Source organism: bacterium (assembly GCA_019637795.1).
Taxonomy (GTDB): Bacteria; Desulfobacterota; Binatia; order HRBIN30; family CADEER01; genus JAHBUY01.
In genome coordinates this window covers 512921-529248 of record JAHBUY010000004.1, presented here as the reverse complement: position 1 = coordinate 529248, position 16328 = coordinate 512921, and the positions used below count along the sequence as shown (strand labels likewise).

Here is a 16328-nt window from a genome sequence, read left to right as displayed (position 1 = left end):
GGGCGACACGGTGCGATTGATGCGCATCCGCCCCGAAACGGCCGCCGACCACGCCGCCGTCTCGACCGTCACCCGCGCCGCGTTCGGCCAGGCGGCGGAGGCCGAGCTGGTGGCGCGGCTGCGCGCTGCCGGCGCGGCCGTCGTCTCGCTGGTCGCCGAGGAGACGCGCGCCGGCGTCGTCGGCCACATCCTGTTCAGCCCGGTACGGCTCGACCCTGAACCGCCGGCGCCGCCGCGCTGGCTGGGCCTGGCGCCGCTGGCGGTGCTGCCGCCGCGCCAGCGGCAGGGCGTCGGCTCGGCGCTGGTACGCGCCGGCCTCGAGGCCGCCCGGGCGGCGGGCGCCACCGCCGTCGTCGTGCTCGGCCACCCCGACTACTATCCGCGCTTCGGCTTCGCGCCGGCGTCGCGCGTCGGCCTGCGCTGCGTCTACGGTGCGCCCGACGAGGCGTTCATGGCGCTGGCACTGGTGCCGGGCGGGTTCGGCGGCCAGCGCGGTCTGGTGCGCTACGCGCCGGCGTTCGACGTCCTCTGAGCGCATGGCATCGGGCGGGAATCCGGAGTAGACGCGCCGCGGTGCTCGATGAACTGATCAGCCGCTACGGCTACCTGGCGATCCTCCTCGGCACCTTCCTCGAGGGCGAGACGATCCTGGTGCTCGGCGGCCTGGCGGCGCACAAGGGGCTGCTGTCGCTGCCCGGCGTCATGGCCTGCGGTTTCCTCGGATCGCTCGCCAGCGACCAGCTCTTCTTCTTCATCGGCCGGCGGCGCGGCGCCGCCTTCGTCGCCCGCCGCCCCCGCCTGCAGGCCGGCCTGGGGCGCGTCCGCGGCGTGGTCGAGCGCCACGCCACGCTCCTCGCGCTGAGCTTCCGGTTCCTCTACGGGCTGCGCAACGTCACGCCGCTGGCGCTCGGCATGAGCCGCGTCCCGGCGCTGCGCTTCGCCCTGCTGAACGCGGTCGGCGCCGCCGCCTGGGCGATCGCGGTGGCGGCGCTCGGCTGGTGGGTCGGCCGCGCCGCCCGCCAGGTGATCGGCCACCTCGAGCACTACGAGCTGCGCGCCGCCGCGGCGATCATCGCCATCGGCCTGGGCCTGTGGGCGTGGCGCCGCTGGGTGCGCGACGCGCCGGGGAAGGGGACGGGCTGAGGCGCGGCGGACCCGCCGTGTCAGTCCTCCGCGTAGAGCTGCTGGTAGCGCCGGTAGTTCCCCATCACCTTCTTCACGTAGTCGCGCGTCTCCCGGTAGGTGATGCTCTCGACGAGCTCGTCGGCGGGCAGGGCGCCGAATCGCTCCTGCCAGCGCCCCACGGCGTCGACGCCGGCGTTGTAGGCGGCGGTGGCCGTCAGGGGATCGCCGCCGTACCGGCGCATGAGGTCGGCGAGGTGGGCGACGCCGATCGCGATGTTGACGTCGGGATCGTACAGGTGATCGGCCGGCGACGGCTGGCCGCGCTCGCGCGCCACCTGCTCGGCCGTGCTGGGCAGCAACTGCATCAGGCCGCGCGCGTCGGCTGGCGAGCGCGCCGCGGGATCGAAGAGGCTCTCCTGGCGCATCAGCGCGATGGCGAGCAGCGGGTCGATGCCCTCCGCCTGCGCCGCGCGCGCGACCTGCGGCCAGAAGGCGAGCGGGTACTGCACCCGCGGCGTCGCCAGGCCGCGCGCGCCGGTCAGGCGGATGGCGTCGCGGTAGCCGCCAGCCGCCTGGTAGGCGGCCGGCAGCGCGCTCGCCACCGTCGGCAGGGCGCCGCCGTCGCGCTCGACCGCCTGCATCTCGCGGCGCGCCGCCGCCAGCGATCCGGCGGCCTGCAGCTCGCGCGCCTTCTGCCAGTGATAGGAATCGGCGCCGGCCGGCGGGTCGCCGATGACCTCCGGCGGCGGCGGCGCGATGTCGATGCGGCGCGCCGCCGGCGCGCCGCGCAGCCGTTCCTCGGCCCAGTAGGCGTAGTAGCTCGCCGGCGCGGCCGCCAGCAGGGCGCGGTAGCCGCGCGTCGCGGCGTCGCCCTGGCCGGCTCGCTCGAGGCTGCGGGCCCGCCAGTAGTGGGCGTCCGGCGCGTCGGCGGGGCTGCTGCCCTGCGCCGCGGCCGCGAATCCCTCGGCCGCCTCGGCCCAGCGCCCCTCCTGGTACGCGATCCAGCCGATGCGCCAGCGTGCCTCGCGCGCCTGCCGGGATCCGGGCGCGGCGGCGATCAGGCGGCGATAGGCGGCGACCGCGTCGACCGGGCGGCCGGCGCCCTGGGCGATGCGGCCGAGCGCGTACATCGCTTCGGGGACGCCGGCACCCCGGGGGTAGCGGGCGAGATAGGCGCGGAAGGCGCTTGCCGCCTCGTCGTTGCGGTCGCGGTTCCACAACAGCGTCGCCTTGCGGAGCTGCGCGTCGCTCGCCGCGTCGGACTGGGGGTAGCGCTCGACGATCAGGGTCAGGGTGGCGATGCCGGCGTCGAAGTCGCCGCCGCCGTGCTCGGCATCGGCGCGCGCCCGCAGCACCCGCGGATCGGGGCCACCGGCGAGGATCGCGTCCGCGGTCTGGCGCGCCGCCGGGTAGTCGCGCTCGCGCAGCAGCAGCTCGAGCTCCGACTGGAGCGCCGGGCCGCGCGGCGCCAGCTCGGGATGGCGCGCGCGCAGCGCCAGCAGTTGCGCCTTCGCCGCGCGCGCCGACGGCGAGCCGGGGCGCAGCCGGCGCGCGGCGTCGAGCTGCGCCGCGGCCTCGGCGGCGTTGCCGTCGCGCTCGTCGAGCATCCCGAGCGCCAGCGCGGCGCCGGCGCGCACGTCGACGTCGTCGCTGCCGCGGGCGGCCAGCAGGGCGGCGGCGCCGCCGGGATCGCCGCGCGCCGCCAGCAGTCGCCCGCGTTCGAGCTGCGCCTGTGGGACCAGCACGCTGCGCGGCTCGCTGCGGATCAGCTCGCTCCATGCCGCTTCGGCGGCGGCGGCATCGCCGCCGCGCGCCGCCGCGCGCGCGATGCCGGCGAGCACGTAGTCGGCGAGCTCGGGGTACACCGGCCGCAGGGCCTCGAACCGGCGCCGGGCGGTGGCCCCGTCGCCGGCGCGCAGGTCGGCCTGCGCCTGGGCGAAGAGCGCCTGCTTGGCGGCCGCGGTGTCCGGGACGCCGACGGTCGGCGCCGGCGCGGCGCTCGTCGTCGCCGGCCGCGCCGGGCGCGGCGCCTGCGCGACCGCGCCGCCCCCGCACCCCGTCACCCCCACCACCAGCGCCGCCAGCAGCATCGATCGCATGCGGCGACGCTACCGTGCGTGTTGCGCGCGGTCCATCCGCCGGCGGCGCGCCCGCGTTGACAACCCACCCGGCATGGGCGAGCAGACGCGGATGCTCGTCCTCGGGTCCGCCTCGCCGCGCCGCGCCGCGCTGCTGCGCGAGATGGGGGTGGCGTTCACGGTCTGCGCCAGCGACGTGCCGGAGACGCCGGCGCCGGGGGAATCGCCGGCGGACTTCGCCATCCGCGCCGCCGCCGACAAGGGGGCCGCGGTGTCGCGCCTGCGGCCGGGCGCCTGGGTGCTCGCCGCCGACACGGTGGTGGCGGTCGGCGGCGACATCCTCGGCAAGCCGCGCGACGAGGCCGAGGCGCGCCGCATGCTGCGCCGGCTGGCGGACTGCGAGCACGAGGTGCTCACCGGCGTCGCCCTGTTCGCGCCCGGCGGCGCCTGCGTCGAGCGCTTCGCCGTCCGCACGCGGGTCGGCTTTCGCGCCCTGAGCGACGACGAGATCGCCGCCTACGTCGCCACCGGGGAACCGGCCGACAAGGCCGGCGCCTACGCGATCCAGGGCGGCGCGGCGCCGTTCGTGCGCCGCGTCGAGGGCTCGTACAGCAACGTCGTCGGCCTGCCGGTCGACGAGGTGCGGGCGCTGCTGGCGCGGCACGGCGCGGTCCCGGCGGCGGCGATGACGAGCGGGTCGTGAGCGACATCGCCGCCAACGTCCGCGCCGTGCGGGCGCGCATCGCCCGCGCCGCCGAGCGCGCCGGCCGCGATCCGGCGTCGGTGCGATTGATCGCGGTCAGCAAGACCAAGCCGGCGGCCGCGGTGCGCGCCGCCATCGCCGCCGGGGTCACGGACATCGGCGAGAACTACGTCCAGGAGGCGGAGGCCAAGCGCGCCGCGGTGGGCGACGGCGCCGCCTGGCACCTGATCGGGCACCTGCAGCGCAACAAGGCGGGGCGCGCCGCGGCGCTCTTCGATTGCATCCACACGGTCGACAGCGCGGCGCTCGGGGCGGCGCTGTCGCGCCAGGCGCAGGCCCTGGGGCGGACCGTGCGGCTGCTCGTCGAGGTCCGCCTCGGCGGCGAGGCGACCAAGAGCGGCGTCGAGCCGGCGGCGGTGCCGGCGCTGCTCGACGCGTTGCGCCTGCCCGGCCTCGCGGTGGAGGGGCTGATGAGCGTGCCGCCGCCGGGCGATCCCGAGCAGGCGCGGCCGCACTTCCGCGCCCTGCGCGCGCTGCGCGACCGCCTCGCGCTGCGCGAGCTGTCGATGGGCATGAGCGAGGACTTCGAGGTCGCGATCGAGGAGGGTGCGACGCTGGTGCGCGTCGGCCGCGCCATCTTCGGCGCGCGTGGATGAGCCGCGCCGGGGCGCGGAGAAGGGGAGATCCGATGGGTGGACGTTCGGCGACGGCGAAACCGGTGCGACCGGCGGTGCGGATCGGCTTCATCGGCGGCGGCAACATGGCCACCGCGATGATCAGGGGGTTCGTCGCCGCCGGGCTGTACCGGGCCGACGAGATCGTAGTCTCCGACGTCGACGCGGCGAAGCGCGCGGCGCTGGCGCGGCGCCTGCGGGTCGGGGTCGCAGCGGACAACGCCAGCGTGGCGCGCGCCGCGCCGGTGCTGGTGCTGGCGGTCAAACCGCAGATCATGGCCGACGTCCTCGCCGAGCTGCGGCCGTGCCTGACGCGGCGTCACCTCGTGGTGTCGATCGCCGCCGGCTGGCCGACGGCGCGGCTGGAGCGCGGCCTCGGCGACGCGGTGCGCGTCCTGCGGGTGATGCCCAACACGCCGGCGCTGCTCGGCAAGGGCATGGCGGTGGCGGTGCGCGGCCGGCGCGCGACGGCGGCCGACGAGCGCCTGGTGCTGCGGCTGCTGCGCACCGTCGGCCGCGCCCGCGCCGTCGCCGACGAGCGCCTGCTCGACGCCGTCACGGGGCTGAGTGGCAGCGGCCCGGCGTACGTCTACCTGTTCGCCGAGGCGCTGATCGCCGGCGGCATCGCGGCCGGGCTCGGCGCCGAGGCCGCGCACGAGCTGGCGCTGCAGACCATCGCCGGCGCCGCGGCCATGCTGCAGGAGAGCGGCGACTCGCCGGCGGCGCTGCGCGCCGCGGTGACCTCGCCGAACGGGACGACGCTCGCCGGCCTGACCGAGATGGAACGCCTGGGATTCAGCGCCGCCGTGCAGGCCGGGGTCGTCGCCGCCACCCGCCGCGCCGAGGCGCTGGGACGGGAGTGACCGCCCGCCGCGGAGGGCCGCCGCGGCGGCTTGCGCCCCCATCGGCCCGCCGGTAGGGTCCGCCGCAGCCGCGATGTTCCTCTTCGCCAACTTCTTCGTCGCCGTCGCCGGGGTGCTCAACCTCGTGCTCACCCTCTACCTCTGGATCATCATCGCCCGGGCGCTGCTGTCGTGGGTGAACCCGGACCCGCGCAACCCGATCGTGCGCTTCCTCCACAACGCCACCGAGCCGGTCCTCTACCCGGTGCGACGGGCGCTGCCGTACATGGGCGGCATCGACCTCTCGCCGCTGGTGGTGATCGCGGTCATCTACTTCCTGCAGATCTTCCTCGTCGGCAGTCTGCACGACCTCGCCGTTCGCATGGGATGAGCCCCGTGCTCACCGTCGGGCGCGCCGAGGTGCGCCTGGCGCTGCGCGTGCAGCCGCGGGCGGCGCGCGACCGCGTCGTCGGTCGGCACGGGGAGGCGGTGAAGGTGCAGGTCTCCGCGCCGCCGGTCGAAGGAGCGGCCAACGCGGCCGTCGTCGCGCTCGTCGCCGGATGGCTGGATGTGCCGCGGCGGGCGGTGCGGGTGGTGCAGGGCGAGCGCGGCCGCGACAAGGTGGTGGCGATCGCCGCCGCCGATCCGGCGGCGCTGGCGCGACGCATCGCGGCGCGGCTCGCGGGGTGCGTTGACACCCCGGAGGCCCCTGATTAGCTTCGCGCCGGCCGCCAGGAGGACGCATGCCGATCTACGAGTACCGGTGCGAGAAATGCGGGGATTTCGAGGTCACCCAGCGGATCACCGAGGATCCGCTGAAGAAGTGCCCGACCTGCAGGCGCAAGGTCCGCAAGCTGATCTCCAACACCTCGTTCCAGCTCAAGGGGTCGGGGTGGTACATCACCGACTACGCGCGCAAGGGCGCGGGCGGCAAGGATGCCGGCGGCGAGTCGAGCGGCAAGGCGGAGAGCGGCGCCGGCAGCGAGACCAAGAGCGAAGCCAAGAGCGAGGCGAAGAGCCCAGCCAAGAGCGAGAGCAAGGCGAAGAAGGCGAGCGCCAAGGCGGCGTGAGGCGCGCGCGCTGACTGCGAGTCGACGGCCGTCGGGGGCATCCCCGGCGGCCGTCGTGCGTTGGTGGGAGGCGCGCGTGGCATCGCGCGGCCATCCGGGTTACAGAGCCGCATGCCGCGGCAACGGCGCCGACGCGACGACGCCCCCGTGCTGATCGGCATCGACACCGGCGGGACGTTCACCGATTTCGTCTGTCTCGCTGCCGACGGCCTCCGCGTCCACAAGCGGCCCTCGACGCCCGACGACCCGGCGCGCGCCGTCATCGAGGGGCTCGCCGAGATCATGCCGGCCGGCACGCGCGCCCGCATCACCTACGGCTCGACGGTGGCCACCAACGCGGTGCTGGAGCGCCGCGGGGCGCGCGTGGCGCTGTTGACCACCGCCGGCTTCGAGGACGTGCTGGAGATCGGTCGGCAAGCGCGCCCCGAGCTCTACGCGCTCGAGCCGCGGCGCACGCCGCCGCTGGTCGAGCGCCGCCGGCGGCTCGGCGTGCCGGAGCGCGTCGCCGCCGACGGCGCCGTCCTGCGGCCGCTGAGCGAGGCCGCCGTGCGGCGCGCCGTCGCCGCGGTGCGGCGCAGCGGCGCCGAGTCGGTGGCGGTCGCCCTGCTGCACGCCTACGCCAACGGCAGCCACGAGCGACGGCTCGGCCGCGCCCTGCGCGCCGCCGGGGTCGAGACCACGCTCGCGCACGCGCTGGTCGGCGAGTACCGCGAGTACGAACGCGTCAGCACCGCGGCGCTGAACGCCTACGTCGCGCCGGTGATGCGCCGCCACCTGCGCCAGTTGGCGCGCGGCGTCGGCGGCGCTCGCGTGCGCGTGCTGCAATCCAACGGCGGCGCCCTCTCGCTCGCCACCGCCGGCCGCGAGGCGGTGCGCACGCTGCTCTCCGGTCCGGCGGGCGGCGCCATCGGGGCGCTCGCCGCGGCGCGGCGGGCGGGCATCGCGCGCGTCATCGCCATCGACATGGGCGGCACCTCGACCGACGTCAGCCTGCTCGACGGCGCCGCGCGTCTGCGCAGCGAGTGGACGATCGGCGACCTGCCGGTGACGGTGCCGGCGATCGACATCCACACCGTCGGCGCCGGCGGCGGGTCGCTGGCGTTCCGCGACGTCGGCGGCGCCCTCGCGGTCGGACCGCGGAGCGCCGGCGCGGATCCGGGCCCGGCCTGCTACGGCCGCGGCGAGCACGCGACCGTGACCGACGCCGATCTGCTGCTCGGCCGTCTCGTTCCCGAGGCGTTCCTCGGCGGCCGCATGCGGCTCGACGTCGGGCGCGCCCGCCGCGCCATGCAGGTCCTGGCGCGCCAGCTCGGCAGCCGCGTCGAGGCCGCCGCCGAGGATGTGGTGCGCGTGGTCAACGCCGCCATGGAGCGCGCCATTCGCCGCATCTCGGTCGAGCGCGGCCACGACCCGCGCGACTACGCGCTGGTCGCCTTCGGCGGCGCCGCCGGCATGCACGCCTGCGAGCTCGCCGAGGCGCTCGGCATGCGCCAGGTGCTGGTGCCGCGCCATCCCGGCGCGCTGTCGGCGTGGGGGGCGCTCGCTGCCGACATCCGCCGCGACTACGTGCAGACGGTGCGCCTGATCGCGCCCGCCGCGGCGCGGCTGCGACAGCGGCTGCGGCCACTCGCGGCGCGCGCCCGCCGCGCGCTGCGCGCCGAGGGGGGCGGCGGGCGGGCGGTCCTCGCCGCGTCGCTCGACGTGCGCTACCGCGGCCAGTCGCACGAGCTGTCGGTGCCGTTGACGGCGGGCTACCGCGCCGCCTTCCACGCCGCGCACCAGGCGCGCTACGGCTATGCCGACCGCGAGCGCGAGGTGGAGGTGGTCAACCTGCGGCTCGCGGCCCGCGTCGCCGGCCGCGTCCGCACGCCGCCGGCGCCGCGCGCCGCCGCCGGCCCTCCGCTGCCGCACCGCGTGCGCTGGCGCGGCCGCTGGCTGGCGGGGCGGCGCGTCGAGCGCGATGCGGTGCCGGCGCGCGGCGCGCTCGCCGGACCGCTGATCGTCACCGAGCTCAGCGCCACGACGTTCGTCGCGCCCGGTTGGACGGCGCGCCGGCTGGCCGCGGGCGATCTGCTCCTCGAACGCGCCGCGCGTCGGTCGCGCCGTGGCGGGAGGTCGCCGGCGTGACCGCGCTGTCCCCCGCCGACCTGCAGATCGCCCATCATCGCCTCGCCGCCATCGCCGAGGAGATGGGGGTGGTCCTCTGCCGCAGCGCGTTCTCGCCCAACATCAAGGAGCGGCGCGACTACTCGTGCGCGGTGTTCGACGCCGCCGGCGCGCTGGTGGCGCAGGCGGCGCACATCCCGGTGCACCTCGGGTCGACGCCGCTGTCGGTGCGCGCCGCCATCGCGCAGCGGCCGATGCGCGACGGCGACGTCGTGGTGCTGAACGATCCCTATGCCGGCGGCACGCACCTGCCCGACGTCACCGTCGTCGCCCCGGTGTACGTGCGCGGCCGCCGCGCGGGCTACGTCGCCAACCGCGCGCACCACGCGGACATCGGCGGCATGAGCCCCGGGTCGATGCCGCTCGCCTCCGAAATCTACCAGGAGGGGCTGCGCCTGCCGCCGGTGTACCTGGCGCGCGCCGGCGCCATCGACGACGACGTGCTGCGGCTGTTTCTGGCCAATGCGCGCGTTGCCGCCGAGCGGCGCGGCGATCTGCTGGCACAGGTGGCGGCGCTGCGGGTCGGGGCGGAGCGGCTCGGCGAGCTGGTGACCCGGACGGGAGCCGCTGGCGCGCGCCGCGCCATGGCGGCGTTGCAGGAGTACTCGGAGCGGGTGACGCGCGCGGCGCTGCGCGCGTTGCCGCGCGGCACGTGGCGGGCTCGCGACCGGCTCGACGACGACGGGCTGGGGGCGCGCGACATTCCGATCGTCGTCACGGTGCGCCTGGGCGGCGGCCGCGCGCTGGTCGACTTCGCCGGCTCGGGCGCCCAGGTGCGCGGCGGGGTGAACGCCAATTACGCGGTCACGCTGGCGGCGGTCTACTACGTCTTCCGCACCCTGATCGCGCGCGACGTGCCGACCAATGCCGGCTTCATGCGGCCGATCGCCGTGCGCGCGCCGGAGGGTAGCATCGTCAACGCCACCTTCCCGGCCGCGGTCGCCGGCGGCAACGTCGAGACCTCGCAGCGCATCGTCGACGTCCTCTTCGCCGCCCTGGCGCGCGCGTTGCCGCAGCGCATCCCCGCCGCCAGCGGCGGGACGATGAACAATCTCGCCTTCGGCGGCACCTGGCGCCCTCGCGGCGCGCCGGCGGCGCGCCAGTTCTCCTACTACGAGACGATCGGCGGCGGCGCCGGCGCGGGGCCGCGCGGAGCGGGCTGCGACGCGGTGCACACGCACATGACGAACACGCTCAACACGCCGATCGAGGCGCTCGAGGCCGAGCTGCCGGTGCGCGTGGTGCGCTACGCGATCCGCCGCCGGTCCGGCGGGCGCGGCCGCCACCGCGGCGGCGACGGCATCGTGCGCGAGCTCGAGTTCCTCGCCCCGGCGCAGGTGACGCTGCTCGGCGAGCGCCGGCGCGCCCGACCGCCAGGGGGTGCGGGTGGCGCGGCGGGTGCCGCCGGGCGCGACGAGCTGGCGCGCGGCGCGGCGGTCCGCGCCCTGCCGGCCAAGGGAGCGGTGGCGGTGCAGCCCGGCGACCGCATCCGCGTCTCCACGCCGGGCGGCGGCGGCTGGGGCGCCCCGCGGCGCCGCCGCCGGGTCCGCGGCGAGAGCAGCTAGTGTCCCGAGTTGGAAGTTCGTTGCCTATTTCGGCAAGCAATCGGCGCCCCTGGCAAGGCGTCCCGACGCAGGAATATCGGGAATATTCCAAGGAGGCGTAACGCTGCGAGGGACGTCGAGGGCCGACAAGATGCTTGAGCCTATCTCGGACGACGGTGCACTAGTCTCGCGCCGGCGCCTGCGCGAGCTGCTGCTGGGCGAGGTCGCGCACCCCGTGGTCGCCGAGGCGCTCGGCGAGCGCCGCCGCGTCCTCGAGCAGCCGGGTGGCGAGCGCCGGCTGCTGCGCCAGGCGGGCGGCGCCCGCCGCGTTGATGGCGGCGATCGCGAAATCGCGGTTGCGCGTCGTGTCCGGCGCGTTCAGGTAGGCGCCGTAGTGCGCCAGGGCGCAGCGGGCGTCGCCGCGTTGCAGGCACAGGCCGGCGAGGTTGAGGTGCGCCGCGGTGAGTCCGGGATCGATCCGCACCGCGTCGCGCAGCGCGATCTCCGCCTCGTCGGTGGCGCCGGCGCGGGCCAGCAGCACGCCCGCGTTGACGAGCCCCGGGGCATCCAGGCCGACCCGCTCGCGCACCGTTCGCAGGTGCGCCAGGGCGTCGTCGTAGCGCCCCGCGGCGACCAGCAGCGATCCATGGAGACGGAGGGCGGCGGCATTGGCGGCGCGCGGTTCGAGCCACGGCGCGAGCGCCTGCATGGCCCGCTCCGGCTCGGCGTGCTCGGCGAGCCACTCGGCCCGCCGCACGGCGACCCGGCTGTCGCGCGGCGCCAGACGTTCCGCGAGGTCGAGGCGCGCGGGATCGGCGCCCTCGCGGGTGAGCGCCTGCTGCAGGGCGTCGAGCGCGGCGAGTCCGAGCAGCGTCATTGCCAGCGCCGCGGCCAGCGCCGGACGTGCGGATCGCGGCGGCGCGGGCAGCGGCGGCGGCGGCGGATCGAGCAGGACGGCGGCGGTGGCCGGGTCGCGCAGCTTCCACAGCGCGCCGTCGAGCACGAAGTGGTGCAGATTCACGAGCGCGATGACGATGAGCGTGCTCTCGCGGAGGTCGGCGCCGAAGAGGCCGCTGGCGATCCACGGGCCGGCGGAGAAGAGGGCGATGCCGCCCAGCACCAGCGCCGTCCCCACCCGCCACGGCCGCCAGGCGCCGGCGGCGGTCTCGCGCCGCTCCACCCAGGTGGTCAGCCACAGGTACTGCGCGCAGTGCATGAACGCGAGCGCGCCGCTGCTGTAGTAGAGGGGGGACACGCCGCGGCCGCCCGCCACCTGCAGCAGCCAGGGGGCGATGAACCACAGGGTCTGCGACGACAGCAGCACGGCGGGCGGCAGGATGGCGCGCCAGCCGCCGCGTTCGCCCATGCGCCCGAGCGCGAGGCTGCCGGTGACCAGCGACACCAGGGCGAGCGCGAGGGCGATTGGATCGAGCGCCGCCGCCGGCAGGTCGAGCGACCAGATGTACGGGTCGCTGCTCGCTCGCGACTGCACGGTCAGCAGCCAGACCGCGTATGAGGCCGTGAAGGCGATGCGCAGGAGGCGGCGCTCCGGCGCGACGCCGGCGCGGCGCGTGAACAGCATCAACAGGCCGAAGTTCTGGCCGGTGTAATGCCAGGGGCTCCACACCAGGTAGAGCGTGAAGACCGCGGGGATGAGCGCCGGCCAGCGCCAGAGGGCGAGCGCCGTCGCCCCCAGGGCCAGCCCCAGATGAACCGTGTAGCGCCGGTACGCCGCCCGTCGCCCGGGATTCGCCCAGGCGCGACGCACGGTCGCCATGTAGTGCGGGTGATTGCAGACCAGGGTGAGCAACGAGAAGGCGAAGGCGACATCGAGCGCGTTGCCGCCGGCGGCCCAGCCGGTGACCGCGAGCAGCGGCAACGACCAGCCGCCGCAGCCGATCAGGAGGTCGACGGCCGGGGTCCAGAGCCACGCCACCCGCGCCGGGTGCGCGCCGGCAATGACTGAAGCACGTCCACCCATCGTCGCCGCGCAGCTTATGCCGCGCCGGCGATCGAACAAGCGCGAATTCGATCACCGGCGCGCGGCAGCGAGCTGCGGACGGCGACTCATCTCACCACCGCCCCGCGACGTCCCGCCGCGGTCCGCAGCTCGCTGCCGCGCGCCGAGGGCTCCCTCCCCGGCGGCGCCCGGTGGCGCGCCGGCGCGGGGAGGGAGGTTCGCCCTGGGGGGGCTTGTCGGCGCGCCTCAGGCGGCGCGCGTGCGCGAGGTGAGCTTGCGCTCCAAGAGGGCCACCCGCTTGTTCAGCAGGGCGACGTCGTGGGCGGAGGCGACGTCGAGCCGCCCGGCCACCGCCCGCACCATGCGCCGGGCGCCTGTCCCGAATGCCTCGAGCCACTTCTCGCTCTCGCGTTCGATCGTGCGGACGGCGCGACCGCCGCGCTTCTCGGCGCGGGCGACCACCGCTTCGACGCGATCGACGACGGCCTCGCGGCGCCGCTCGACGCCGCGCAGCGCCTTGCGGCCGCGCGCCCGCAGCTCGCTGGCGGCCTCGTCGAGCTGGCTGCCCAGGTCCCGCACCGCCTTGCGCGGGCCCGGCGGCAACATGCCCAGCGTCGCCTTGTAGCCCTCGTGGAGCGCCTTCTCGGCCTCCGCCTGCACCCGGCGCACGCCCTTGGGCAGCGCCGTCAGCACCGTGCCGCGCTTCGTCGTTCGCTTGCTGGCCATCGCAGTCCCTCCTCTGCCTCTTCGCTAACACACTGCGTCATGAATGCAATGCGGTGCGTCAAGATTGTCGTTCGCGCGCTGGCAACGCCGCGTACCCCGCGATAGGTCGAGCGCATGGCGGGACGGCGGCGGCGTGTCGGCCAGGCCCTGTGGCTGGCGTTGGTGGTGGCGACGGCGGGGATGGGCGTCCGGCCGACGCCGCCGGCCGCGGCGTCGTGGCTGCCGCCCGGCGTCGACCTGACGCGGCCGCGCATCCTCTTCCGGGCCGCGGATCTGCCGGTCATCCAGGCGCGTCTCGACCGCGAGCCGTACGCGACCCTGCTGCGCGAGGTGGTGCGCCGCAGCCGCGATGCGGACGGGGTGGCGCTCGACGACCACGCCATCGGCTCCGAGCGTCTCAAGGCGCGCGCCGCCAAGAGCCTGGCGTTTCTCTACGCGATCGATCGCACGCTGGCGGCTGGGCAGGTCCGGCCCTTCGCGACCGTCGCGGACCGGCGGGCGGTCGGCCAGCGCGCCCACGAGCTGCTGGCCGCGATGTACAACCGCTCCCGCTTGGCGGTGCCGCCGCCCCTCGGCGGCTGGGATCGCGACATCAGCACGTCGGAGGAGCTGCTGCAGTACGCGACGGCGTACGATCTCCTGCTCGGCGCCGGGTACGATTTTGGTGCCGCGGCGCCGTTGATCGAGGAACGGATCGCCGATCTGGCCTCCGAGCTCTACGAGAACTTCGCGCATCCCGAGACGGCGAACAACTTCGCGCTGCTGCACCAGAACAACCACCGGGCCAAGAGCGGCGCCGCGCTGGTGATCGCTGCCCTTGCCGTGGCGGAGTATGCCGCCCCGCCCGGCGGCGATCCGAGGCAGGTGCGCGATGCCGCGCGATGGCTGGCCTACGGGCTCGACCAGGCCGATCTCATCATGCGCTACGGCCTGGTGACGGGCGACGGCGCCTATGCCGAGGGGCCGTTCTACTTCCGCTATGCCTCGCAGAACCTGCTGCCGTTCTGGCGTGCCTGGGACCGACTGGTCGACGGCGGGAGCTGGTTGGTCGAGGGCATCGAGGTGCCGAGCTACTGGCGTCATCCGCTGCTGGCGCGCAGCCTGCGCTGGGCGCTCGACATGACGCTGCCCGACGGTTCGCTCGCGCCCGTGGACGACGGCAACCCGTATCGCTGCTACTACTTCGGCGCGGCGCCCAGCGTCGACGCGGCGGCCGCCGCGTGGCGCTGGGCGAACTGTCCGGCGCCCTTCGACAGCGACGGCAACGTCACGCTGGCGCCCGACGCGATCGTCACCTACGACGACGCGCACCTGACGCCGGCGCCGCCGGCGGGCTCGCCGACGGCGTTCTACGTCGAGGGCGGCAACGCGATCTTCCGCAGCGACTGGCTGGCGAGCGCGGTGGTGGCGATCGTCCAGGCCGAGCACGACACGGCGTCGGAGTTCGGGCGCGATCGCGACGGCCGCGGCCTCGCCCCGGAGTCGCACGAGCATGCCGAGCCGGGATCGTTCCTCCTCCACGCCTACGGCGAGCGCCTGGCGCTCGATCCCGGCTACTTCTCCTTCACCGACCGCGGCCTGGTCGCCAAGCCGCAGGACCACAACGTGATTCTGGTCGACGGAGCCGGTCCGGTCGACTACCTCGCCGCGTCGACCCAGTGGCTCAACGCCCCGTTCGGCCGGCCGCCGGCCGACGGACAGGCGACGCTCTCGCGGACCCTCGACACCGATGGGCTCGACGCCGCGCGCGTGACGGCGCGCTACGGTCAGCCGGCCGCCGCCAGCGCGCTGATCGATCGGCATGTGTTCTTCGGGGCCGACCGGTACCTGGTCTTCGCCGACGCGGTGACGGCGCCGGCGCCGCGTACCTACACCTGGCTTCTGCACGGCAACGGCGGCGGCGACAGCGGCGGCGAGTTCGCCGCCACGGCCACCGGCGGGCGCTGGACGCGCCCGGGAGCCAGTCTGGATGTCGGCTTCGCGTTCGATGCCGGCGCGCCGGCGCTCGACACCACCAGCGGCCCGCACGAGGAGGCGAACGGGGCGCGTCGCACGCACACCGTGCTCCGCGCCAGCGCCACCGGCGCCGCGGTGCGCGGCGTCGAGATCGCGTATCCGTCGCCCGGCGGCAGCGCGCCGCCGCAGCTCGCCTCGCTGTCGGTGGCGAACGGCGCCGGTCTGACGCTGCGCGATGATGCGAGCGACCGGCGCGTCGTCGCGGCGACCCGGTCGGCCGACGGCTCGGAGCTCGCGTTGTTCCCGCCCGACGGCGACCACGCCCTGCGCACGGACGGCGACGTCGTGCTGCTCGACGTGGCCGGTGACGGGGGGCTGCGCCTGGCCTGGAGCGCGGGCGCGCGGCGGCTCGCCTACGATGGCGGGGCGGCGCTGGCCTGCGACGATCGCGGCGATCTCGGTCTCACGGCGCTGTCCCCCGGCCGCGTCGAAGTGATCGCCGACTGCGCGGACCCGCTCGTCGTCGTGCGCGGACTGCCGTTCGTGCCGCACGCCGCCGACGGAGCCTGCGCGCTCTCGCAGCGCGGCGAGGAAACGCGCCTGCTGCTGGGGCGCGAGCGGCGCATCGTGCTGCGGGCCGACACCGACCATTCGCGTCCGGCCGCCGATCCCGGCGAGGAGCGCACGGTCGCGCCGCCGCAGGTGGTGCGTCTCGACGGCCGCGGGAGCTGCGACGCCGACGGCGATCGGCTGTCGCCGCGCTGGGAGCTGGTATCGGCGCCGGCCGGCAGCGCCTGGTGGCTCGCCGGCGCGGAGACCTGGACGCCGCAGCTCTTCGTCGATCGGGTCGGCCCCTACCGCGTCCGGCTCACCGTCAGCGACGCGCGCGGCGACACCAGCCGCCCCGCCGAGGTGTTGGTCGTGGGCGGCGATCCCGACGAGGACGGAATGGACAACGACCTCGACGGCTGGATCGACGCCGACGACGCGGACGGCGATACGGCCAACCGGGCGCCGAGCGTCGTCGTGCCGTTGCCGATCGAGCTCGGCGGATCACCGCTCACCATCGACCTGGGCGCGACGTTCAGCGACCCCGACGGCGACGCGTTGGTCTTCCGCGCCGCGGTGGCCGGCGATGCGCTGCAGGCCACGGTCGCCGCCGGCCACCTCACGCTGACTCCCGTCACGCCCGGGAGTGCGCGCGTCATCGTCTCCGCCGCCGACGGCCGAGGCGGCCGCGCCTTCGCCGGCGCGACGATCGAGGTCGCGCCCCCGTGTGTCGGCGACTGCGACCGCGACGGTGTCGTCTCGATCGACGAGCTGACCCTGGCGCTGCGCGCCGCGCTCGGCGCCGGCCCGCTCGCTTCGTGCCGCAGCGCCGACGCCGACGGCGATGGCCGGGTCACCATCGACGAGCTCCTCGCCGCCGTCCGCCGCGCTCTCCTCGGCTGCCAAACCGCCGCCTGATGTCCCCCCGACCCGTC

14 protein-coding genes are annotated in these 16328 nt (G+C 76.0%); 11 read left to right on the top strand and 3 right to left on the bottom strand.

Translation table 11 applies throughout. From position 1 onward, the window contains the following. The first annotated feature begins 19 nt into the window (after positions 1–19). Both KF840_16240 and KF840_16235 read left to right on the top strand, forming a co-directional pair. On the top strand, positions 20–532 hold the full coding sequence (locus tag KF840_16240; protein ID MBX3026458.1) for an N-acetyltransferase: 513 nt from the start codon (positions 20–22) through the stop codon (positions 530–532). Positions 533–573: 41 nt separating this feature from the next. Then, positions 574–1143 carry a DedA family protein gene (locus KF840_16235; GenBank protein ID MBX3026457.1) on the top strand — a complete coding sequence of 190 codons (570 nt, stop codon included), beginning with the start codon at positions 574–576 and terminating at the stop codon, positions 1141–1143. A gap of 20 nt (positions 1144–1163) precedes the next feature. Here the strand turns inward: KF840_16235 and KF840_16230 are convergent, their stop codons facing one another. Next, positions 1164–3224: a transglycosylase SLT domain-containing protein gene (locus KF840_16230; GenBank protein ID MBX3026456.1), complete on the bottom strand. Its 2061-nt coding sequence runs from the start codon at positions 3222–3224 to the stop codon at positions 1164–1166. Between the two features lie 73 nt (positions 3225–3297). On the opposite strand from KF840_16230, the gene maf reads away from it, so the two are divergent. The 8 genes from maf (at position 3298) to KF840_16190 (ending at position 10223) form a co-directional block, all read left to right on the top strand. Further along, positions 3298–3906, top strand: a complete 609-nt coding sequence (gene maf / locus KF840_16225; GenBank protein ID MBX3026455.1) for a septum formation protein Maf — start codon at positions 3298–3300, stop codon at positions 3904–3906. Continuing rightward, the gene (locus KF840_16220) at positions 3903–4562 is read left to right on the top strand and encodes a YggS family pyridoxal phosphate-dependent enzyme (protein ID MBX3026454.1); all 660 of its coding nucleotides are present in this window, start codon (positions 3903–3905) and stop codon (positions 4560–4562) included. The genes maf and KF840_16220 overlap by 4 nt, the downstream gene beginning before the upstream one ends. A 32-nt stretch (positions 4563–4594) precedes the next feature. After that, complete coding sequence (locus KF840_16215) at positions 4595–5443, top strand: pyrroline-5-carboxylate reductase (protein ID MBX3026453.1); 849 nt, start codon at positions 4595–4597, stop codon at positions 5441–5443. A gap of 73 nt (positions 5444–5516) precedes the next feature. Continuing rightward, entirely contained in the window at positions 5517–5813 is a 297-nt protein-coding gene (locus KF840_16210) for a YggT family protein (GenBank protein ID MBX3026452.1), read from the top strand. Further along, entirely contained in the window at positions 5810–6139 is a 330-nt protein-coding gene (locus KF840_16205; protein ID MBX3026451.1) for a DUF167 domain-containing protein, read from the top strand. Before KF840_16210 ends, KF840_16205 begins: the two co-directional genes overlap by 4 nt. 26 nt (positions 6140–6165) lie before the next feature. Continuing rightward, positions 6166–6492 carry a zinc ribbon domain-containing protein gene (locus KF840_16200; GenBank protein MBX3026450.1) on the top strand — a complete coding sequence of 109 codons (327 nt, stop codon included), beginning with the start codon at positions 6166–6168 and terminating at the stop codon, positions 6490–6492. Positions 6493–6603: 111 nt separating this feature from the next. Continuing rightward, entirely contained in the window at positions 6604–8619 is a 2016-nt protein-coding gene (locus KF840_16195) for a hydantoinase/oxoprolinase family protein (protein MBX3026449.1), read from the top strand. Positions 8620–8624: 5 nt separating this feature from the next. Beyond that, entirely contained in the window at positions 8625–10223 is a 1599-nt protein-coding gene (locus KF840_16190; GenBank protein ID MBX3026448.1) for a hydantoinase B/oxoprolinase family protein, read from the top strand. A gap of 160 nt (positions 10224–10383) precedes the next feature. Here the strand turns inward: KF840_16190 and KF840_16185 are convergent, their stop codons facing one another. Beyond that, positions 10384–12138 (bottom strand): hypothetical protein, encoded by a 1755-nt coding sequence (locus KF840_16185; GenBank protein ID MBX3026447.1) that lies wholly within the window; start codon positions 12136–12138, stop codon positions 10384–10386. A 270-nt stretch (positions 12139–12408) separates the two neighbouring features. Further along, positions 12409–12888, bottom strand: a complete 480-nt coding sequence (locus KF840_16180; protein ID MBX3026446.1) for a hypothetical protein — start codon at positions 12886–12888, stop codon at positions 12409–12411. Positions 12889–13002: 114 nt separating this feature from the next. On the opposite strand from KF840_16180, the gene KF840_16175 reads away from it, so the two are divergent. Continuing rightward, positions 13003–16311 carry a heparinase II/III family protein gene (locus KF840_16175; protein ID MBX3026445.1) on the top strand — a complete coding sequence of 1103 codons (3309 nt, stop codon included), beginning with the start codon at positions 13003–13005 and terminating at the stop codon, positions 16309–16311. The last annotated feature ends 17 nt before the right edge of the window (positions 16312–16328 follow it).

Coding starts and splice junctions, on each gene's coding strand:
- KF840_16175 (MBX3026445.1), top strand. CDS start 13,003: ATGGCGGGACGGCGGCGGCGTGTCGGCCAGGCCCTGTGGCTGGCGTTG.
- KF840_16215 (MBX3026453.1), top strand. CDS start 4,595: ATGGGTGGACGTTCGGCGACGGCGAAACCGGTGCGACCGGCGGTGCGG.
- KF840_16200 (MBX3026450.1), top strand. CDS start 6,166: ATGCCGATCTACGAGTACCGGTGCGAGAAATGCGGGGATTTCGAGGTC.
- KF840_16205 (MBX3026451.1), top strand. CDS start 5,810: ATGAGCCCCGTGCTCACCGTCGGGCGCGCCGAGGTGCGCCTGGCGCTG.
- KF840_16240 (MBX3026458.1), top strand. CDS start 20: ATGCGCATCCGCCCCGAAACGGCCGCCGACCACGCCGCCGTCTCGACC.
- maf (MBX3026455.1), top strand. CDS start 3,298: ATGGGCGAGCAGACGCGGATGCTCGTCCTCGGGTCCGCCTCGCCGCGC.
- KF840_16210 (MBX3026452.1), top strand. CDS start 5,517: ATGTTCCTCTTCGCCAACTTCTTCGTCGCCGTCGCCGGGGTGCTCAAC.
- KF840_16180 (MBX3026446.1), bottom strand. CDS start 12,888: ATGGCCAGCAAGCGAACGACGAAGCGCGGCACGGTGCTGACGGCGCTG.
- KF840_16230 (MBX3026456.1), bottom strand. CDS start 3,224: ATGCGATCGATGCTGCTGGCGGCGCTGGTGGTGGGGGTGACGGGGTGC.
- KF840_16195 (MBX3026449.1), top strand. CDS start 6,604: ATGCCGCGGCAACGGCGCCGACGCGACGACGCCCCCGTGCTGATCGGC.